The sequence below is a fragment of the Nonomuraea sp. NPDC052634 genome (genome assembly GCF_040678535.1).
GTDB lineage: Bacteria > Actinomycetota > Actinomycetes > Streptosporangiales > Streptosporangiaceae > Nonomuraea > Nonomuraea fastidiosa.
Genome location: NZ_JBFATY010000001.1, coordinates 1079698 through 1099358 on the forward strand (window position 1 = coordinate 1079698; position 19661 = coordinate 1099358).

Below are 19661 nucleotides of genomic sequence, written 5' to 3' on the forward strand. Positions count from 1 at the left end.
GGCGGGACGGACGGCGCGTGGGCGGGCAGGAGGACGGGTTTCGAGAGGACGGACGGACAGGAGGTCACCGAGCGGGCTCCAGGGTGTCGATGAAGGCGCACAGGGCCTGCCACTGCTCGGCGAGCCCGTGCGGGACCTCGCCCAGGGGGTCTTTGAAGAAGAAGGCCAGCTCGGGCAGCGGCCCCACGCGGCCGAGCCGGTGCGCGGCGGCGGTGAGGCGGGCCAGGTCGAGGATGAGCGGCGCGGCGAGCGCGGAGTCGCAGCCGTGCCAGGTGAACTCCATCCGCATCGCGGTCCCGAGGAAGCCTTCGAACGTGACGAGGTCCCACGCGGTCTTGAAGTCGCCCAGGTCCTCCAGGTAGTCGATGCGGGTCTCCCCCTGGGGCGCGTAGCCGAGGGTCTCGGCGAGGACGCGCTGCTTGCTCGCGGCCTTGGCGGCGTTGGCGCCGGGGCGGGCGAGGTTGGCGCCGTCGCCGCCGCCGAGCAGGTTGACGCCCGACCAGGTGCGGACCTTCAGGTTGCGCTGGGCGAACATCGGGGCCAGCACGGACTTCACCAGCGTCTCGCCGGTCTTGCCGTCGTGCCCGCCGTAGGGCAGGGAACGCTCGCGGGCGAGCGCGTCGAGCGCGGGCAGGCGGGCGCCGGTGGAGGGGGTGAAGTCGACGTACGGGCAGCCGGCGTGGAAGGCGGCGTAGGCGGCGAGCGCGCTGGGCGGCAGGACGTTGCCGGGACGGTCGAGCGCGGCGCGCAGCGCGGGCAGCTCGGCGTGGGCGGGATGCGGCGGCGGGGCGGGCTCGGTGGTGGAGACGTTGATGACGACGACGCGTTCGAGGTCGTGGCGGCGGCGGAAGGCGTCGAGGTCGGCGCTGATGGCGGCGGCGGTCTCGGCCTGGCGGGCGGCGGAAGGTAACGGGCGTAAGCGCTGGTCGATGGCCGTCAGCTCCGCCTGCACGGCCGACGCGACGGCCGCCGGCACGACCCCGGCCGCGGCCAGCTCGGCGGCTTTCTTGTCGAGCGGCACCGAGGTGACGTCGTGTCCGCCGAACACCAGGTCGCCGATCCCCGGCCGGACGCGGTCGCGCAGCGCGGGCGACTCGAGGACGCATCCGGTGGGGCCGGTCAGGCCCGACCTGACGGCCAGGGCACCGATCATGCTGGTGACGGCGACCGAACCACGGGCTCCGATCAGCCATGCTCCCGTTCTCATGCGCTCTCCTCCGGCGGGCGGTCGGCTGGGCGTGGAGATGATCGGGCTTTCGTGTTGAGAATGCGCTCGAATGCGCCGTCGATCAAGCAGGAACCGACGCCTGTTCACATTCACCCGCCGATGCTCTCCCTAATATGGCGAGTTGCACTATGAGGGGTCGGCTGGGCTAAAGTGCGAAGCGCACGAGAAGCGGAGGGGAACGATGGCGCGACGTCCCGACCTGGTCGGCCTGACCGTGCTCGCCATGCTGTCGGTACGCCCGGCCCACCCCTACGAGCTGCACCGCTTCATCGTCGACACGCACAAGGACTACGTGACCGGCCTGCCCAGAAGTCTCTACCACGCGGTCGAGAAGCTGGCCGGCCAGGAGCTGATCGTCCCCGTCGAGACGAGCAGGCAGGGCCGCCGTCCCGAACGCACCATCTACGAGATCACCGACGAGGGCCGCCGCGAGCTGGCCACCCGGCTGCGCGCCCTCCTGGAGAGCCCGCAGGGCGAGCGCCGCACGTTCACCGCCGCCGTCTCCCTCATGGGGGTGCTGCCGGTGCCCGACGCGCTGCAGTCGCTGCGCACCAGGGCGGCCTCCCTGGAGGGCGAGCTGGCCGGGCTCAACGCCCACCTCGAGGCGCTGCGCACCTCCGGGCTGCCGGAGGTGCTGACGGTGGAGCTCGACTACGAGCGCACGCTCAGCGAGGCCGAGCTCGGCTGGATCAGGGGGCTCATCGCCCGCCTGGAGTCGGGCGAGCTCACCTGGTCGGGCACCGTCAACCAGGGCCTGCTCGCCGAGGTGCTCGACGAGCAGGAGAGCGAGTCATGAAACGCGGCCGCCGGGGTGCGCCGGCGCTCGCCGAGGCGGCCGCGATCCTGGAGGCGCCGGTCGCCGCGGTCTGGGACGCGCTGGCCGGCGAGCTGCTGCCCGACGGGCGGCGCTCCGGCCGGTTCACCGTCGAGGACGCCCCAGGACACACCTCCACCGTCGAGATCTCCGGGCGCACGATCGCGTTCCAGGGCGGCTGGTGGTACCGGGGCGAGTGGAGCGTCGAGCCGCACCCGCAGGGCGCGCTGCTCGTCCACCGCGTCTTCAACGTGGCGCGGACGGCGCGCTGGGCGGTGCCGCTGGCCAACCGCATGTTCGCCGGGTTCGCGGCGGAGACGCGCCGGGCGTTCGAGGCCAGGCTGGCGGCCGTCGCCGGAAGGCTGGGGTGTGCCACCCGGCCGGTCGAGGCCGCCCCCTAGCCGAGCGCGTGGTCGAGGTTGAAGGCCGCGCTGATGAGCGCGAGATGCGTGATGGCCTGCGGGAAGTTGCCGAGCTGCTCGCCGTTGTGCCCGATCTCCTCGGCGAAGAGCCCGAGGTGGTTGGCGTAGGTGAGCATCTTCTCGAACGCCAGCCTCGCCTCGTCCAGGCGGCCCGCACGGGCCAGCGCCTCGACGTACCAGAAGGAGCAGATCGAGAAGGTGCCCTCGGGCCCCTCCAGCCCGTCCGGGCTGACCTCGGGGTCGTAGCGGTAGACCAGCGAGTCGGAGACCAGCCCCGCGCCGAGCGCGTCGAGCGTGGACAGCCACTTGGGATCGGTCGGCGAGACGAACTTGGCCAGCGGCATCATCAGGATCGAGGCGTCCAGCACGTCCTCGTCGAAGTGCTGCACGAACGCGCCGAGATCGGGCCGCCAGCCGTGCCGCATGATGTCGCGGTAGATGTTGTCGCGGGCGTGCCGCCAGCGGGGCATGTCGGCGGGCAGGCCGCGCTGGGTGGCCATGCGCATCGCGCGCTCGATCGCCACCCAGCACATCAGCCGCGAGTAGACGAAGTTCTTGCGCCCGCCGCGGGTCTCCCAGATGCCCTCGTCCGGCTGGTTCCAGTTGTCGCAGACCCAGTCGACCAGCGTGCACACCTCCTCCCAGCGGTCGCTGGAGATCGGCGCGCCCCACTTGTTGTAGAGGTAGACGGAGTCGATGAGCGCCCCGTAGATGTCGAGCTGGAGCTGGTCGGCGGCGGCGTTGCCGATGCGCACGGGGGCCGAGCCGCGGTGGCCCTCCAGGTGGTGCAGCTCCTGCTCGGGCAGGTCGCAGCGGCCGTCGATGCCGTACATGATCTGCAAGGGGCCGTCGCGGCCGCCGCGGCCGAGCGAGACGTGGTCGGACAGGAAGCTCATGAACGCGTCGGCCTCCTCGGTGAAGCCGAGCCTGAGCAGCGCGTAGACGCAGAACGCGGCGTCGCGGATCCAGACGTAGCGGTAGTCCCAGTTGCGGCCGCCGCCGATGCGCTCCGGCAGGCTGGTGGTGGGCGCGGCGACGATGCCGCCGGTCGGCGCGTACGTGAGCAGCTTGAGCGTCAGCGCCGAGCGGTGCACGACCTCGCGCCAGCGGCCCCGGTAGCGGGAGGCCGACAGCCAGCGCCGCCAGAAGCGCACGGTGGCGGTGAACTCCGCCTCCGCCTCCTCGGTCGGGCAGCCGCGCGGCGCGATGCCGGGCGCCATGTTGTCGAGGGCGAATACGGCGTGCTCGCCCTCGTTCAGCTCGAAGGTCGTCCAGGCGTCGCGCTCGTCGGTCTGCAGCGGCACGCTGGAGGTCAGCGCGAGCGCCAGCGCCGGCGAGGCGAAGGTGACGGTGCCCGCCTCGCGGGTGACGACGTGGGGCTGCCTGGCGTAGTCGAAGCGGGGCGCCACGCGGGCGTGGAACGGGATGCGGCCGCGTACGCAGGAGACACGGCGGATCAGCCGGTGCCGGTCGGCCTCGCTGGGGTCGGTGGCGATGGGCATGAAGTCCTGGATCTCGCCCACCCCGTCGTCGGCGAAGAACCGGGTGATCAGCACGTTGGTGTCGGGGAAGTAGAACTGCTTGGTCGTCGCGGGCACGTCGGCGTGCAGCTCGAAGGAGCCGCCCTTGCCGGCGTCGAGCAGGGCGGCGAAGACGCTGGGGGCGTCGAATCGCGGGCAGCAGTACCAGTCGATCGTGCCGTCGGTGCCGACGAGCGCGACCGTGCACAGGTCGCCGATCAGCCCGTGCTCGCCGATCGGCAGGTATCGGGAGTCACCACCGGGTGCCTGCATGTCACCAACGTACGCCGACGCCCGTTTTGTCGGGTTCTGTGCCGTGTCAGAGCCGCGTCAAAGGCCCCGAGATCTTCGTCAGCGCGCCGGCGGGGTTTGGCGATCTTCTGCTCGGTCAGGTGCCGGACGCCCGCCGATCCTCCCGGCCCTCGGCGGGCACGAAGGACGATGGCATCCGAGTTCGAACTGCGCTGTCCCATCACGGCCGACCTCGGCCTGATCAGGGACCTGGTCCGCCTGCACGGCCGCTGCTGCGGCCTTCCCGAGCGGCGCCTTGACGACCTCGTGCTGGCGACCAATGAGGCCGTCACCAACGTGCTCGACCACGGCGGCGCCTCCGGCGTGCTGACCGCGCGCGGCCTCGCCGACGGGGTCATGGTGCAGGTGCTGGACGTCGCCGGGCTGCTCACCGGCGGCCACCTCGCCGCCGCCGCGCTCGACCGGACCGCCTCGCGCGGCTACGGACTGTGGGTGATCCGGCATCTGTGCGACGCGGTGACGGTGGAGCAGACCGGCGCGGGCTCACTGCTCAGCATGTGGGTCTGCCACGCCCCGGAGCGTCCGGCCGGCGACGGCTCCCGGCGGCAGCGCATAGGGGGCTGATCTTCGCGGGGTCCCGGGTTACGTTCGGAGCATGCGTCAAACAGGCACGGGCCCCGGCCCCATCACCCCTGACGGATCCCCTGTCGAGTTCTACACCCTCGTCGGCGCCGGCTCGGAACCCGACCATGTCGCCGAGGTGACCCCGCACGGCGGCACGGTCCTGGAGCTGGGCTGCGGCGTCGGGCGGGTGACACATCCGCTCATCGAGCGCGGCTTCACGGTGGTCGCCGTGGACGAGTCGCCGGACATGCTGGCGTACGTGCGGGGCGCGCGTACCGTCCTGTCCCGCATCCAGGACCTGCACCTGGACGAGCGCTTCGACACCGTCATGCTGGCCTCGCAGCTCGTCAACACCCCCGACGACGCCGAGCGGCGCGAGCTGCTCGACGCCTGCGTCCGGCACGTCAAGCCGGGCGGGTCGGTGCTCATCCAATGGATGCCGGCCACGTCGCAGGACCGCTGGCAGGTGGGCAGGAGCCGCTCGGAGGGCGACATCACGATCAAGATGGCGTCGTACGAGCCGGTCCGGCCCGGCGTGGCGGCGGTGACGATGGAGTACGGCTACGTCAAGGACGGCACCAGGAAGGTCTGGACGCAGTCCTTCGAGTCGCTGCGGCTGACCGACGACGAGCTCGCCGCGCAGCTCGCGGCGGCCGGGCTGCGCCTGGACCGGTTCCTCACCGAGGACCACACGTGGGCGGTCGCCAGGCCGGCCTGACCCGGGCGGGCGCCTTTACAGTGTAGATCTCAGCATGGCGCCGATCTTCCCCGATTTACTGGAAAATGCTGGGACTGTTGGTAAAGTCGCGCCATGAGTGACCGGCTGGACGATCTCGAACGGCGGATCGACGAGCTGCGTGCGGCCGTGCGCAAGGCGATGCGCGCCAGGGACGGCGCCACCGCGCGCGTGCTGCGGGCCGAGCTGCGCAGCGCCGAGCGCGCCTGGGACGCCCTGGTGTGCGGCACCGAGCCGGTCAAGGAGGAGCCGCCGCGCCTGGTCACCGTGCGCGAGCAGGTGCACCAGGGGCTGCGGCTGCTCGGCGCGCCCGCCCAGCCCCGGCTGATCGTGGCCGTCAGCGACGCGTTCTTCGGCGGCACCATCCGCAGCGGCCAGCTCACCAGCCTGCGCAGGGACGAGGAGCGCTCGTTCCGGTCCTCGCCGTACGGCCGGCCGTACTACCTGTGCGCGGCGCTCACCGACCGCCTCTCCCCCGCCCGCGGCCTGCTCACGCTGAGCACCTGGCCGCTGGAGCGGCGCGTGGTCGGCCCGCTCAGCCCCCGCGTCGACTTCCTGACCTGCGCCATCGCGGTGGCCCGCGAGCACGCGGCGCGGGAGCGGGAGGGGCGTGAGCCGCTGGATGAGCGGGCGAGCCGCTTATTGCTGCGCATGGCCAGGAACATCCCCGGCGCCACGGACGGCACGCTGGGCCCGCCCGACCCCGAGCGGGTGACCCGCGCGGCCCAGGCCGAGCTGCGCGTCCACGTCGATCGCGACACGCGGGACCGCGCTGAGCTGGCCGAACGCGCCGCCGCGCAGCTCGGTGACGCCGCCCGGCTGTTCGGCGCCGCTACGCTGAGCACGATCAAGAAGGAGAACGCCAAGTGAGCGGCTTGAAGCGCGAGGGCGACCACGTGCACCGCCTGGAGGCGCTGCGGGGCACCACGCCGCCGCGGCCGCACGACGCCCGCGCCATCGCGGCCCTGGCCGCCAACCCCGGCTGTGCCCGCCGGGCCCTGCTCGACGGCGCCGGCATCGACAAGGACGCCGCCGCCCGCCACCTCGGCTTCCCCGCCCCGTTCGGGCAGTCGCCGTTCGCGATCACGCGCGGCAACATGTTCGAGGCGCAGGTGAAGGCCGACGGGTGCGCGGAGCTGCTGCGGATGCTGCGCGAGCTGCTCGGGCTGCCCATCGCGGAGGTCGCCTACCACGACGTGGAGAACGTCGGCGCCCACCTGCGCCACGCCCACACCAGGGCGCTGATCGACCGGGCGGCCCGCGACGAGCACGACGCGGGCACGCTGTACGACCATCCGCTGCTCACGCTGGAGATCGCCGGGCACACCGCCTACCTGGAGCCCGACGTGGTGGCCTTCCAGCTCGGCGGGCGCTTCCACATCGTGGAGATCAAGTCGTTCGCGGTGATCGACGGTCAGGCCGACCCGTCGGCGGTCGCGGCGGCCGCCCGGCAGGCCGCGGTCTACGTGCTGGCGCTGCGCACGCTGCTGGAGGAGCTGGGCCACGACCCGCTCAAGGTCTCCCACGACGTGGTGCTGGTCTGCCCGGAGAACTTCGCCAACCGTCCGGTCGCGTCGCTGGTCGACGTACGCAAGCAGCTCGCGGTGCTGCGCCGCCAGCTCACCAGGATGACCACGCTCGACCGGCTGCTCGCCGACCTGCCCGACGACCTCAGCTTCGACCTGCGTCCCGACGAGGACGGCCGGCCCACCAGGCCGGTGGCCGAGCTGGCCGACGCGCTGCGCAGGACGACCGCCCGCTACGCGCCCGACTGCCTGTCCACCTGCGACCTGTGCTTCTTCTGCCGCGACGAGGCCCGCCAGGAGGGCGCGTCCGACCTGCTCGGCCGCCAGGTGCGCGACGAGCTGGGCGGGGTCGCCTCGGTCTCCGAGGCGCTCGGCCTGGCCGACGGCACGCTCGACCCGGCCGAGGGGCAGGAGGAGATCGCCCGCCTGCTCCGCAACGCCGAACGCCTGCGAAGAGAGTGCCTCGCATGAACCCGCGACCGATCCCGCCGCCGGCCCCGCCGCTGCGCCCGGCGCCCCAGGGGGAGGGCCAGGCATGAGCCTGCTGACCTCGCTCGCCCGGCTGCGCGCCCTCGACGAGGGCATCGCCCAGCCCGTCGCGACCGTCAGGCACTGCCACCTGTCCGAGCGGCCCATGGTGTTCATCCCGCTGAAGCTGTCGGGCGAGGCCGCCGCGCCGCTTGCCGCGATGCTCGGCACCGACCGCGACCGGCCGCACCTGCTCGTGGTGACCCAGCCGCGCAACCGCGACCTGCGCTTCGCGTGGGCGGCGCAGGTGGCCGACGTGCTGCTGCCGTACATCGAAGGCTTCCTGCACGACACCGAGACGGTCGAGCGCAGGAACGCCGACCCCTACGAGCGTGCGCTGGACGCCCCGCAGCTCATCGTGCCGAATCTGGGCGGCGTGGCGTTCACCCGGCTGCTCGGCCGCTCGACCCGGTTCCGCCGCCCCGACGGGCCCTACCCGGTGCCGGAGTCGGTGCCGCTGCTCGGGCGGTGGCTGACCTATCTCGGGGAGCGGGCCGCGTACCCGGGGTCGTCGCTGATGCTGGCCGCGACGCAGGAGCTGGGCCGCCACTGGGCCAGCGGGCAGAGCGCGCTGGAGGACGCCAACCTGGCCTCGCTCATCGGCTGGATCACCACCGGGCCCAGCGACGAGGCCGAGGACCCGCTGATCTGGCCGCCCGCGGGGCCCGCCACCGATCCGGGGTTCGACGCCGAGGTGCTCGCCCCGGCGATGGAGAGCGGGTCGCCCGAGCGCATCACCGAGGCGCTGCGCACCCAGCTCGAACCCACCTGGCGGCTGATGTGGCAGGCGATCGACCTGCTGGCCGGGCTGCCCGAGGGCGCGAGCGTGGCGCAGCGGTGGGAGCAGGACCGCGGCTCGTTCAGCGGCATGGCGGAGAGCATCGCCGAGGGCGCGCCGCCGCAGCCCCGCCGCGACGGCGCGGTGGCCGCCGCGGCCCGGCTGGCCCGCATGGAGCGCGCGCAGGCCGCCTACGAGGTGCAGCGCGCCTACGACGACCCGCTGGTCATGGCCGAGTACCGCCTGACCGGTGAGGCGTTCGCCGGCGAGGTCGTCGAGACGGTGCCGGACAACACCGAGGGCGAGGGCCGTTCGCGCAAGCTCCGGCCGCTCGTGGTGATCAAGACGGACGATCCGGTACGCCTGGCGCCCGGCACCTCGCTCGGCACCCCGCAGCGCCGCGGCCAGGGCGCCGAGCTGGTGGAGGCGGCCGAGGGCCTGGTCACCCTGAAGATCACCAAGGGCATGGGCCGGGGCAAGACGCCCGCGCCCGGAGCGGTGCCCGAGGTCGGCGAGCGGGTCTGCTACACCTCGCTCACCGACGACTTCCAGGGCTCGCCCGCCCTGCCCGAGGCCGAGGCCACGCCGTGGACGCACGGCGGCCCGCCGCAGGAGTACGTGCCCGACGACGAGGACGCTCTGGAGGACTGGTCGTGACCGACAGCCCCGAGCAGGTCATCAGGAACGTCCTGGCCGACCTGCCCAGGCACCGCGGCGTGGTGGTCGACTCGCCGCCCGGCGCGGGCAAGTCGACCCTCGTCGTACGCGCCGCCGCGCACATCGCCGCGACCGGCGAGCCGCTGATGATCGTCGCCCAGACCAACGAGCAGGTCGACGACCTGGTGGCCAGGATCTGCGACAAGCATCCGCACCTGACCGTGGGGCGGCTGTCGGCGAGCGGGTACGTGCCGCCGCTGCGCATGCTGGAGCTGCCCGGCGTCCGCGTCGGCACCCGCATCCAGGACCTCGGCGACCCCGACATCGTCATCGCCACCGCCGACAAGTGGGCGTGGATCGGCGACCGGGTGTGGCCGTGGGCGATCGTGGACGAGGCGTACCAGATGCGCTCGGACAAGCTGCTGCGCATCGCGGGGCTGTTCGAGCGGGCGCTGTTCGTGGGCGATCCCGGGCAGCTCGACCCGTTCTCGATCGTGGACGGCGACCGCTGGTCCGGCCTGTCGTGGGACCCGCTGCAGAGCGCGGTCGCGGTGCTGCTGCGGCACAATCCCGACCTGCCCGTGCACCGGCTGCCGGTGTCGTGGCGGCTGCCCGCGTCGGCGGCGCCGGTGGTGTCGCAGGCGTTCTATCCGTTCACCGGGTTCCGCTCGGGCACCTCGGAGGGCGAGCGGTGGCTCGAGCTGTCCACCGGCGGCATGGGCACCGTGCACGACCGGGCGCTCGAGGAGGCCGCCAGGTCCGGGTGGGCGCTGCTGGAGCTGCCCAACCGCCACACCGTGCGCACCGACGGCGAGGCCGTGCAGGCGGTGGCGATGCTGGCCGAGCGGCTGCTGCAGCGCGGCGCGGTGGCGGGCTCGGAGCAGGGCGAACGGCCCGTGACGGCCGACAGGATCGCGGTCGGCGCGGCGCACCGGGACCAGGTGGCCGCCATCCGCGCCGCGGGCCTGCCGCCCGAGATCACCGTCGACACCGCCAACCGGCTACAGGGCCGCGAGTACGACGTCACGATCGTGCTGCACCCGCTGTCGGGCCGCCGCGACGCCACGGCGTTCCACCTGGAGTCGGGGCGGCTGTGCGTGCTGACGTCCCGGCACCGGCACGCCTGCGTGGTGGTCGCCAGGGCGGGCATCGCCGAGCTGCTGGACGCGCACCCGTCGGCCGAGCCGGTGCAGCTCGGGGTGCCGGTGAAGTTCCCCGACGGCTGGGAGGCCAACCAGGCGGTGCTCGAGCACCTGGCCGAGCACCGCGTGTGAGGCCGGGACGTCCATCGCAGGCGGCATGGTGGCGGCGCCGGGTCGGAGAGGCCGGTCATAGGCGGCGGCGCCAGACGTCGACGATGAGGACCGGGCGCATGCCCGCCGACTCGTACAGGTCCAGGGCCGGCGTGGTGTTGTTGGAGTCGACGTGCAGGAGCGTCCCCTTGCGCCCGCGGGCGGCGTCGGCGGCGAACGCGTGCCGCAGCAGGAACCGGCCGAGCCCCCGGCCCCGGTATTCGGGCAGCACGGCCAGCGTGGCGACGTAGCCGCACTGCTCGTCGGCCACGAACTGGTCGTTGCCGACGACCACCGCCGCCGGGTCGCCGTTCACCCTGGCCAGCGTCAGCTGCGCCCAGTCGGTCGCGGACATGGCCTGGCGGCGCTGGTACCACTCCTCGTACGGGACCGCGACGAAGCCGAAGTGCTCCGCGAACGCCACCTGGTGCACCTGGTGGGCCTGGCGCCGCACCTCCTCGCTCTCCCCCGTGTGCAGGGTGACGCCGCCGGGCACCTCCGGGGCCTCGACCGGGCCGTCGTGGTCGATGCGCATGCGGTGGAAGCAGGTGCCGGGCTCGAAGCCGAACCTGCCGAGCGTCTCCTGCTTCTCGCGGTCGGCGCGGTAGACGCCGGAGTGCAGGGTGACGCTCTCGTGCCCGCACGCGGCCCCGAGCTCGGCGGCGCGGTCGAGCACCAGCCGCCACAGCTCGTCCGCCAGGTCCTGGACGCCGGGGCGGACGATGACGTCCACGTCCACCAGGTCGCTGTCGCCGTTGCGGTAGACCCAGGCGTGCCCGTCGAGCCGTCCGTCGGGGGCGTAGGCGTTCCAGCCGTCCCTGGCGGGGTGGAAGCCGGGCTCGTTCAGGTCGTCCACGATGTCGGCGAGCGTGGTGTCCGGCTCGCCGATGACCTCTGTGTTGCGCGCCGAGACAAGCTCGAAGATGGCGGGGGCGTCGTCCGCCGTGGGCCGCCTGATGGTGTACATGCTCCGGATTGTCCCCAAACCCCGGCGAAACCGCCTCTCCTTTTCCGTACCGGCGGCGGGGGCGGGGGGCATGCGCCGTAGAATGAAGGCGCATACTTACCGGCCGACAAGTCGAAAAGGTGTGAAGTGCGCGAAGACACCCGAACCCGCATCCAGGAAGTCGCCCTCCGGCGCTTCACGGAGCAGGGATACGAAGCGACCTCGCTGCGGGAGATCGCCGAGGAGCTCGGGGTGACGAAGGCCGCACTTTACTACCATTTCAAGACCAAGGACGACATCGTGGCCAGCTTGGTCGAGAAGCGGCTGATCGAGCTGGAGAAACTGCTGGAGTGGGTGCGCAGCCGGCCGAAGACGCCGGAGACGCGCCGCGAGCTCGTCGAACGTTACGCCGCCGACCTCCGCGACTCCCGCCACCACGGCATCGCCCGGTTCCTGGAGCGCAACCAGACCGCGCTGCGCGACCACCCCACGCTCATCAAGATCCGCGAACGGATGATGGAGCTGATCTCCGAGCTCAGCGAGTCCGGCGCCACGCCCACCGAGCGCGTCAGCTATTCGCTGGCGCTCTTCGCCCTGCACGCGGGCAAGTGGCTGCTGAAAGAGGACGAGCTGCCGGAGGAGGAGATCCAGAAGGCGACGGTCGAGGTGGCGCTCCGGCTCCTGGACGCCTGACCGCGATTTCCGGCGCGATGCCCCCTATACGGACGAATGGGGCGGCATTTTCGGGGCAGTGACCCGTCACGCATCCAAAGGGGAGGAGACGTGGTGGAGGCTACGATAGCGCTCCGACTGCCCAGGGATGCGGCTAGCGTGCCGCTGATCAGGCAGCTGCTCGACGGCACGCTGCGGTCGCTCGGCGTCGAGCCGCAGGTGCGCGACGACATCGAGCTCATGCTCACAGAGGCGTGCTCCAACGTCATCAAGCACGCGGGGCCCAGCGACGATTACACGGTCAGCGCGTCCGTCCACGACCACCTGTGCGTCATCAAGGTCATCGACACCGGCGGCGGCTTCGACCCGCGCAGCCTGCTCGAACCCGAGCCGGGCGCCGAGCAGGGGCGCGGGATGCAGATCATGCGCGCGCTCGCCGACGACGTCCGCTTCACCAACCGCCGCGAGCACGGCGCGGTCGTCTGCCTGGAAAAGCGCCTGCGCTACGCCCCCGGCGCCGCCGGCCGCCACCTCATGGCCACCTGACCCCTCCCCCTGGCGGCCCCCTCCCCCTGGCCGACCGCTCACCGCCCTTGGGGTATCCGCTCCCCCACGCTGCTGCTCTCGGGACGCCCGCTCACTGCGCTCTCCGGTGCTTGCTCGCCCGCCGGACGGTCGTCACGACGGTCCTGCGCGCCCGGTTCTTGATCGTCGGCGTGGCGTCCGGCACGTTCCAGCCGGTCGTCGCTCCGGCCCGCCACGCGGTGCGCGTGGTCACCGGCCCGGCTGTTCGCGCGGCCCAGGCTGTCGCCGGCCCGGCCGTTCGCCTGCTTCAGCTCCAGCCCGCCCGTCTCCCCGCTGCGGGGCTCCGGTCTCACGCCTGGGCCTGCTCGCCCGACGTGCGGCTCCCGTCCCACGCCCGAGCCCGCCTGCCCGGCACGAGACTCCCGTCCGACGCCCGCTTGCCCCGCGGCGGGCCGCGCGTGCGGTTTCCGCTCCGCGAGGTCCGGGCTCGCGGCCGGGCGGGACGCCGGGCCGGCTTCCGCCGCCGAGCCGGCCCTGGCCGCTGCCGGGCGGGGCGATGTCGTGCGGGGGTTCTGGGTGGAGCGCTGGCCGGTGGGGAGGCGGAGGAGCCGGAGGAGGCGGGTCATGGCTTTTCGCCAGCGGATCATCGTGGCGGCCAGGCCGAGGAAGGTGAGCATCGAGGCCACCGCGATGAGCAGTACCGCCGAGACGATGAGGACCAGGACGACCATCAGGGTCCCGATCAAGCCGAGCACGGTCATCATTCGCCGGACAATGCCCGCCCACCAGCGGTTTATTCCAGGGATTTGGGATAGATCAAGGTTACTTCGCCCCGGCGTCGAGCTGGTCGAGCCGTCCGGGCATGAGGTCGAGCCGCCGCAGGATGACGCCTTCGCGCAGCGCCCACGGGCACACGTCGAGCCGTTCCACCTCGAAAATGTCCATCGCCGCGTCCGCCACCAGCGCCCCGGCGGCGAGCTGCGCGGCCCTCCCCGGCGACACCCCCGGCAGCCGGGCGCGCGCGGCCGACTCCATGGTGGTGAGCTTGGCCGCCCAGTCGGCCATGTCCTGGCGGGACAGGGAGCGGGCGACGTACGGGCCTTCGCTGGAGGGCGCCGCGCCGGCGATCCTGGCGAGCTGCTTGAAGGTCTTGGAGGTGGCGACCGCGCGGTCGGGACGGCCGTACCGCATGACGTCGCCGACCGTGCGGGCGATCTCGGCGCGTACGTGCTTGCGCAGGCCGCGCACCTCCTCGGGGGCCGGCGGGTCGGCGGTGAACCAGTCGCGGGTCAGCCGTCCGGCCCCGAGCGGCAGCGACACGGCGACGTCGGGCTCCTCGTCCACGCCCGCGGCGATCTCCAGCGAGCCGCCCCCGATGTCGAAGGCCAGCAGCCGCCCCGACGACCAGCCGAACCACCGCCGCACGGCGAGGAACGTCAGCCGCGCCTCGTCACGCCCGGACAGCACCGCGATGTGCACGCCGCAGCGCCGGTCGATCCGCGCGAGCACCTCCTCGCCGTTGGCGGCCTCGCGTACGGCGGAGGTGGCGAAGGCGAGCAGGTGCTCTACGCCCTTGTCCTCGGCGATGCGGACGGCCTCCTCGACGAAGTCGCCGAGCCGCTCGACGCCCTCCTTGCCGAGGTTCTGGTCCTGGTCGAGGTATTCGGTCAGGCGCAGCTCGGCCTTGTGGGAGAAGGCAGGCATGGGGCGCGCGCCGCGGTGGGCGTCGACGACCAGTAAATGGACGGTGTTCGAGCCGATGTCCAGCACGCCGAGTCGCATGGGAGAACACGCTACCGTTCTGCGGCTTTCGCAAGGTGATCGGGCTGAGCCTCCCGAAACGCCACCTTCGCGATGCGACCGGGTGCGGAGCTTCCCGGAACGTTGCTCTCGCGATGTGACCGGGTGCGGAGCCTCCCGGAACGTTGCTCTCGCGATGCGCCCGGCTGGAGCCCCCGCTGCACCCTGGGGGCACACTCCCGGGGCGGGGATCTCCCGGACCGACCGCGGCGCCCACCGCCGTCTCGCCCCGCCGCGTGATCGTGGGCACGCTCCAGGCACTACCCTTCCTTGGTGGCATGACACGTTTGGGGGACCTTTGACCGCTTGTTGTGGCCCGAGCAGGGAGAGCGCCGCCGGGCCGTCTCAGGAGGCCGCCGGGCCGTCTCAGGAGGCCGCCGGGCCGTCACACGAGGCCGTCCGGCTCGCCGCGCCCACGCCGGCGCGTAAGCGCAAGGCGACGACGCGCGGGATGGTGCGCATCCCCGGCGGGACGTTCCTCATGGGCGGCGACGACCCGGACGGCAGGCCGGAGGACGGCGAGGGGCCGGTGCGCGAGGTGCGCCTGGACCCGTTCCTCATCGACGCGGCATGCGTGACGAACGCGCAGTTCGCCACGTTCGTCAAGGAGACCGGTTACGTGACGGAGGCCGAGCGCATCGGCTGGTCGTTCGTGTTCTACCAGTTCGCCAGGGCCGGGGTGATGGACGCGACCGTGCCGGGCGCGCCCTGGTGGGTCGGCGTCGAGGGCGCCACGTGGCGCTCGCCCGAGGGGCCCGGCTCGTCGATCGGCGACCGGCAGAATCACCCGGTCGTGCACGTGTCGTGGAACGACGCCGCCGCGTACGCCGAATGGGCGGGCAAGCGGCTGCCCACCGAGGCCGAGTGGGAGATGGCGGCCAGGGGCGGCCTGGAGCGCAAGCGCTACCCGTGGGGCGACGAGCTGGCGCCGAACGGCCGGCAGCGCTGCAACATCTGGCAGGGCCCCTTCCCCACCGCGCCGAGCAAGGGGACGATGCCGGTCAAGTCGTTCCAGCCGAACGGCTACGGCCTCTACAACGTCGCCGGCAACGTGTGGGAGTGGACGGCCGACTGGTGGGGCACCGAGTGGGAGCCGTACGCGGAGAACCCGCTCGGCCCGGCGGACGGCACGGCGAAGGTGATCAGGGGCGGCTCGTACATGTGTCACGATTCCTACTGCAACCGTTACCGCGTGGCGGCGCGCACGTCGAACACGCCCGACTCGTCGACCGGGCACACCGGCTTCCGCTGCGCGGCCATAGTCTGAGCGTCATGTCACGAACCCTGCGACTGCTGATCACCGGCGGCGGCACCGGTGGTCACACCTACCCGGCCCTGACGACCCTGTCGGCCGTCCAGCGACGTCAGGTGCCGCACGACGTGCTCTGGGTGGGCACCGCCAACGGCCTGGAGGCCCGCATCACGGCCGAGCACGGCATCCCGTTCAAGGCGATCACCACGGGCAAGCTGCGCCGCCGGCCCAACCTCAAGGAGCTGGGCACCAACATCGCCGACATGTTCCGCATCCCGATCGGGGTGCTGCAGGCGGTGGGGCACGCCGCCCGGTACCTCCCCGACGTGGTGCTGTCGACGGGGGGTTACGTGGCGGTGCCGATCGGCGTGGCGGCCAAGCTGATCCGCAGGCCGCTGGTGATGCACGAGCAGACGACCGTGGTGGGGCTGGCCAACCGCATCCTGGCCAGGCTGGCGACGCGGATCGCGCTGTCGCACGAGTCGTCGCTCGACTACCTGCCCGCCAAGGCCCGCAAGAAGGCCGTGGTGACCGGCAACCCGATCAGGCCGGAGCTGCTGCAGGGCAACCGGGCGGCGGCGTACGACCTGTTCGGGCTGACGTTCGAGGTGCCGCTGATCTACGTGACGGGCGGCGCCCAGGGCAGCAAGCAGATCAACACGCTGATCATGGAGATCCTGCCGCGGCTGCTGCCGCACGCGCAGATCGTGCATCAGTGCGGCCCGGCGTGGATCGACCAGATGCGGGCCGTGGAGCTGCCGCCCGACCTGGCCGAGCGCTACCACCCGGTCCCGTACGTCGGCAGCGAGCTGGCCGACCTGTTCGCCGCCGCCGACGTGGTGATCTCGCGCAGCGGCGCGGGCACGGTGTCGGAGCTGACCGCCATCGGCAAGCCGTCGGTGCTGATCCCGCTCATCCCGACCGGCGGCGACGAGCAGCGCAAGAACGCCTCCTACCTGGCCTCGGCGGGGGCGGCGCGGGCGCTGCTGGAGCCGCATCCCACGGGCGAGATGCTGCTGGCCGAGCTGATGCCGCTGCTCGCCGATCCTGAGCTGCGGCACACGATGGGGCAGGCGGCGGCCAAGCTGGGCCGGCTCGACGCGGCCGAGGCGCTGTGCGACCTGCTGCTGGAGACCGCGAGCTACGGCATGCCGCAGGTCTACACCGGCGGCCGGTAGGTCCCGCTCTCCTGGCGGACGGTCGGGGCATCTCCGGCCCGCCGCCGTCAGGGCGCCTCGGAGGATCCAGGGTCCGACTCACGAGATCCAGGGTCCGACTCACGAGATCCAGGGTCCGACTCACGAGATCCGGGGGCCGGCTCAGGGGATCCGGGGTCCGGCTCGGCGGTTCCCGGGTCCAGGGAGCGGAACGCCTCGCGGGCGGAGCTGATGCTCCGCCTGAGCGCCTGTTCCAGCCGGTCCGCGTCCTGGGCCAGGCGCTCGATCTCCGGTACGGCGAGCCCGCCGGCGCCCGTCTCGGCGACCAGCTCCTCGTACTGGTGCATCCGCCCGCGCAGCTCCTCGATCTGCTGGTGCGCCAGGTACGCGCGCTCGGCCTCGCCGACGTTGGCGGCGTAGCGCTCCAGCGCCTCGACCCTGGCCAGCACCGCCGCCTCGCTGTCGTCGAGCGCGCGGGCCAGCGGCTCGGCCACGGCCTCCACCTCGGGGGTGAGCCCCTTGGACACGGTCTCCCTGTGCTTGGTGCGCAGCGCGGACAGCTTGGCGAGCAGCCGGGCGATCTCCCACTCCTGGGCGGGCAGCATCACGCCGTTGCGCACGTCGTCGAGCAGGCCCTCGGCGTTGACGCGGGAGCCGGTCACGGAGGCGATGGCGCGCTGGGCGCGTTCCAGCAGGCGGGCGGCCGACTCGTCGAGGTCGTCGGGGAGCACGTAGCGGCCCTCGTACCAGCGCAGCCGCTCGTAGAGCCCGCGCTCGTACTCGGTCACCTCGTCCTCGGACAGGTCGTCGCGGGTGAACACCACCATCAGCAAGGGAAGGCCGAGCACGAGGAGCAGCAGGAGGCTGACGCCGATGCGCAGCGCGCCGAAGCCGAGCAGCACGCACAGGAAGACAGCGGCACTGGCGGCCACTGCCCTGCGCACGCGCCTGCCGGAGCTGCTCGCCCTGGGCCGGGGCACCCAGCCGGCGCGCATCTTCAGCAGGACACGGCGGCCGTCCCTGAGCAGCCGGGCGTCGTTGGGCGGTATTTCCGGATCGATCACCATGTCCGCCACAGCCCGGATCCTAAGCGAAGTCAGTCGCCGAGGTGGCGGAAAGCCTCGTGCGCGGAGCTGACGCTGTCGCGCAGCGCCTGCTCCAGGCGGTCGGCGTCGTCGGAGAGCCGCTTCAGTTCGGGGATCTCGGCGCCGTCCGCGCCGGTCTCGGCCAGCAGCTCCTCGTAGCGGTGCAGCCTGGCCCCGAGCCGCTCGATCTGGCTGCGGGCGCGGTAGGCGCGTTCGGCGTCGGCGACGTGACCGGCGTAGCGTTCCAGCGCCTCCACGCGGGCGAGCACCGCCTTCTCGCTGCTGTCGAGCGCGCGGGCCAGCGGCTCGGCCACCGCCTCGACCTCGGGGGTGACGCCCTCGGCGATGATCGCCTGGTGCTCGGCGCGCAGCTCCGACAGCTTGGCCACCAGCCGGGCGATCTCCCACTCCTGGGCGGGCAGCATCACGCCGTTGCGCGCGCCGTCCAGCAGCCCTTCGGCGTGCACGCTGGACGACATGACCTGGTCGATGGCCGTCTGGGCGCGGGTGAGCAGCGCCCTGGCCTGCTCGTCGAGGCGGTCGCGCAGCACGTAGCGGCCCTCGTGGGCGCGGGCGATCTCGTAGACCTCGCGTTCCAGGGCCATGCGCCGCCGCGTCTGGGCGTCGGGCCGCGGCTTGAGCAGGACGGCGACCATGAGCAGCGCCGACGCCGTCATGATCACCACGAACGGGGTGTAGCGCTCGGCGTTGAACAGCACGAGCCCGTAGACGGCCGCCATCAGCGCGGTCACCGCTGCGGCGGCCCGTGCGGCGCCCGCCAGCGGCAGGCGGCCCATGGAGGGCGGCACCCACCCGGCCCGCATCCTGAGCAGGAGCTTGCGGTTGTCGCGGAGCACCGCGGCGACCTCGTCCGGCACGGACGGATCGACGATGACCTTCGCGTATCGTCCGGGCACGTCCTCGATCCTCCGCGCGTGTTCCTGTCCGGTCGTCAGCTCTCCAGGTGGCGGAACGCCTCGTGGGCGGACTTCACACTGCGGCGTAAGGTGCGTTCCAGCGCGTCGGCGTCCTGCGCCAGCCGGTCGATCTCGGGTACGGACAGCTTGTCGGCGCCCGACTCGGCGAGCAGCTCCTCGTAGCGCGGCAGCCGGGCGCGCAGCTCCTCGATCTGGCTGCGGGCGTGGTACGCGCGTTCGGCCTCGGCGACGTGGCCGGCGTAACGTTCCAGCGCCTCAACACGGGCCACCACGGCTGCCTCGCTGCCGGCCAGGGCGCGTTCGAGCGGCTCGATGACCTGCGCGACCTCGGGGGCGATGCCCCTGGCCAGCAGCTCGCGGTGCTCCATCCGCAGCGCCGACAGCTTGGCGAGCAGCCGGGCGATCTCCCACTCCTGGGCGGGCAGCATCACGCCGTTGCGCGCGCCGTCCAGCAGGCCCTCGGCGTTGACGTGGGAGCGCAGCACGGTGCCGATCGCGCGCTGCGCCCTGGCCAGGACGGCCGCGGCCTCCTCGTCGAAGTCCTCGGGGAGCAGGTAGCGGCCCTCGTACAGGCGGGCCTTCTCGTAGACGGCGCGCTCGTGCGGGCGGTCGTCCTCGGGGACCTCGCTCATGGAGGCGATCTTGATGAGGACGATGAAGACGTACGTGCCGAGCAGCACGAAGCCGGCGGCGGCGTACCGGGAGGCCAGCAGCACCGCCATGAGCGCGATGACCACCGGCGTGGCGGCCAGGAGCAGCGCGCTCGACGGGCTGCGGCGGCGGGCCGGGACCACCTCGGCGGGCGGCACCCATCCGGCTTTGATCCTGGACAGCAGCGGGGCGTTGGCGCGCAACGTCGTCGCGTCCTCCAGCCGGACGGCCGGATCCACTACCACACCCACGTTCTGC

General features: G+C 72.7%; 20 protein-coding genes. 12 read left to right on the forward strand and 8 right to left on the reverse strand.

Annotated features, from left to right (window positions below; all coding sequences use genetic code 11):
- Window positions 1-64 precede the first annotated feature (64 nt).
- On the reverse strand, window positions 65-1207 hold the full coding sequence (locus tag AB0K67_RS05085) for an inositol-3-phosphate synthase (protein ID WP_364053067.1): 1143 nt from the start codon (window positions 1205-1207) through the stop codon (window positions 65-67).
- A 202-nt stretch (window positions 1208-1409) separates the two neighbouring features.
- Here AB0K67_RS05085 and AB0K67_RS05090 point away from each other — a divergent pair, with 202 nt between their 5' ends.
- Window positions 1410-2024 (forward strand): PadR family transcriptional regulator, encoded by a 615-nt coding sequence (locus tag AB0K67_RS05090; protein WP_364053070.1) that lies wholly within the window; start codon window positions 1410-1412, stop codon window positions 2022-2024.
- Window positions 2021-2443, forward strand: coding sequence for a hypothetical protein (locus AB0K67_RS05095; RefSeq protein ID WP_364053073.1), 423 nt, complete (start codon window positions 2021-2023; stop codon window positions 2441-2443). Before AB0K67_RS05090 ends, AB0K67_RS05095 begins: the two co-directional genes overlap by 4 nt.
- Here AB0K67_RS05095 and AB0K67_RS05100 read toward each other — a convergent pair.
- On the reverse strand, window positions 2440-4257 hold the full coding sequence (locus tag AB0K67_RS05100; RefSeq protein ID WP_364053076.1) for a glycoside hydrolase family 15 protein: 1818 nt from the start codon (window positions 4255-4257) through the stop codon (window positions 2440-2442). The two genes, AB0K67_RS05095 and AB0K67_RS05100, sit on opposite strands and share 4 nt — an antisense overlap.
- Window positions 4258-4425: 168 nt before the next feature.
- On the opposite strand from AB0K67_RS05100, the gene AB0K67_RS05105 reads away from it, so the two are divergent.
- The 6 genes from AB0K67_RS05105 to AB0K67_RS05130 all read left to right on the forward strand — a co-directional run bounded on the left by AB0K67_RS05105 (window position 4426) and on the right by AB0K67_RS05130 (window position 10359).
- Window positions 4426-4860: an ATP-binding protein gene (locus tag AB0K67_RS05105; protein WP_364053079.1), complete on the forward strand. Its 435-nt coding sequence runs from the start codon at window positions 4426-4428 to the stop codon at window positions 4858-4860.
- A gap of 31 nt (window positions 4861-4891) precedes the next feature.
- Complete coding sequence (locus AB0K67_RS05110) at window positions 4892-5578, forward strand: class I SAM-dependent methyltransferase (protein WP_364053082.1); 687 nt, start codon at window positions 4892-4894, stop codon at window positions 5576-5578.
- Window positions 5579-5671: 93 nt separating this feature from the next.
- Complete coding sequence (locus AB0K67_RS05115; RefSeq protein WP_364053085.1) at window positions 5672-6466, forward strand: hypothetical protein; 795 nt, start codon at window positions 5672-5674, stop codon at window positions 6464-6466.
- Window positions 6463-7593, forward strand: a complete 1131-nt coding sequence (locus tag AB0K67_RS05120) for a hypothetical protein (protein WP_364053088.1) — start codon at window positions 6463-6465, stop codon at window positions 7591-7593. Before AB0K67_RS05115 ends, AB0K67_RS05120 begins: the two co-directional genes overlap by 4 nt.
- A gap of 64 nt (window positions 7594-7657) precedes the next feature.
- On the forward strand, window positions 7658-9085 hold the full coding sequence (locus AB0K67_RS05125; protein ID WP_364053091.1) for a hypothetical protein: 1428 nt from the start codon (window positions 7658-7660) through the stop codon (window positions 9083-9085).
- A complete protein-coding gene (locus AB0K67_RS05130) occupies window positions 9082-10359 on the forward strand; it encodes an AAA family ATPase (RefSeq protein ID WP_364053094.1) in 1278 nt (425 codons plus the stop codon). Before AB0K67_RS05125 ends, AB0K67_RS05130 begins: the two co-directional genes overlap by 4 nt.
- A 55-nt stretch (window positions 10360-10414) precedes the next feature.
- Here AB0K67_RS05130 and AB0K67_RS05135 read toward each other — a convergent pair whose 3' ends face one another.
- A complete protein-coding gene (locus tag AB0K67_RS05135) occupies window positions 10415-11344 on the reverse strand; it encodes a GNAT family N-acetyltransferase (RefSeq protein WP_364053097.1) in 930 nt (309 codons plus the stop codon).
- A gap of 126 nt (window positions 11345-11470) precedes the next feature.
- Here AB0K67_RS05135 and AB0K67_RS05140 point away from each other — a divergent pair, with 126 nt between their 5' ends.
- Both AB0K67_RS05140 and AB0K67_RS05145 read left to right on the forward strand, forming a co-directional pair.
- Window positions 11471-12016, forward strand: coding sequence for a helix-turn-helix domain-containing protein (locus AB0K67_RS05140; protein WP_364053100.1), 546 nt, complete (start codon window positions 11471-11473; stop codon window positions 12014-12016).
- A gap of 36 nt (window positions 12017-12052) precedes the next feature.
- Window positions 12053-12541, forward strand: a complete 489-nt coding sequence (locus tag AB0K67_RS05145) for an ATP-binding protein (RefSeq protein WP_364053103.1) — start codon at window positions 12053-12055, stop codon at window positions 12539-12541.
- 38 nt (window positions 12542-12579) lie between these two features.
- On the opposite strand, the gene AB0K67_RS05150 is transcribed toward AB0K67_RS05145, so the two are convergent.
- The gene (locus tag AB0K67_RS05150; RefSeq protein WP_364053106.1) at window positions 12580-13266 is read right to left on the reverse strand and encodes a hypothetical protein; all 687 of its coding nucleotides are present in this window, start codon (window positions 13264-13266) and stop codon (window positions 12580-12582) included.
- Between the two features lie 76 nt (window positions 13267-13342).
- Complete coding sequence (locus tag AB0K67_RS05155) at window positions 13343-14302, reverse strand: Ppx/GppA phosphatase family protein (RefSeq protein ID WP_364053109.1); 960 nt, start codon at window positions 14300-14302, stop codon at window positions 13343-13345.
- 469 nt (window positions 14303-14771) lie between these two features.
- On the opposite strand from AB0K67_RS05155, the gene AB0K67_RS05160 reads away from it, so the two are divergent.
- Window positions 14772-15587 carry a formylglycine-generating enzyme family protein gene (locus AB0K67_RS05160; RefSeq protein WP_364053112.1) on the forward strand — a complete coding sequence of 272 codons (816 nt, stop codon included), beginning with the start codon at window positions 14772-14774 and terminating at the stop codon, window positions 15585-15587.
- A gap of 5 nt (window positions 15588-15592) precedes the next feature.
- A complete protein-coding gene (locus AB0K67_RS05165) occupies window positions 15593-16750 on the forward strand; it encodes a UDP-N-acetylglucosamine--N-acetylmuramyl-(pentapeptide) pyrophosphoryl-undecaprenol N-acetylglucosamine transferase (protein WP_364053115.1) in 1158 nt (385 codons plus the stop codon).
- A gap of 47 nt (window positions 16751-16797) precedes the next feature.
- On the opposite strand, the gene AB0K67_RS05170 is transcribed toward AB0K67_RS05165, so the two are convergent.
- Genes AB0K67_RS05170 through AB0K67_RS05180 form a run of 3 tightly spaced genes read right to left on the reverse strand, consistent with a single transcriptional unit; the run spans window position 16798 to window position 19654 of the window.
- A complete protein-coding gene (locus tag AB0K67_RS05170; RefSeq protein ID WP_364057443.1) occupies window positions 16798-17796 on the reverse strand; it encodes a hypothetical protein in 999 nt (332 codons plus the stop codon).
- Window positions 17797-17825: 29 nt separating this feature from the next.
- On the reverse strand, window positions 17826-18731 hold the full coding sequence (locus tag AB0K67_RS05175; RefSeq protein WP_364053118.1) for a hypothetical protein: 906 nt from the start codon (window positions 18729-18731) through the stop codon (window positions 17826-17828).
- 35 nt (window positions 18732-18766) lie between these two features.
- Window positions 18767-19654: a hypothetical protein gene (locus AB0K67_RS05180; protein WP_364053121.1), complete on the reverse strand. Its 888-nt coding sequence runs from the start codon at window positions 19652-19654 to the stop codon at window positions 18767-18769.
- Window positions 19655-19661 lie beyond the last annotated feature (7 nt).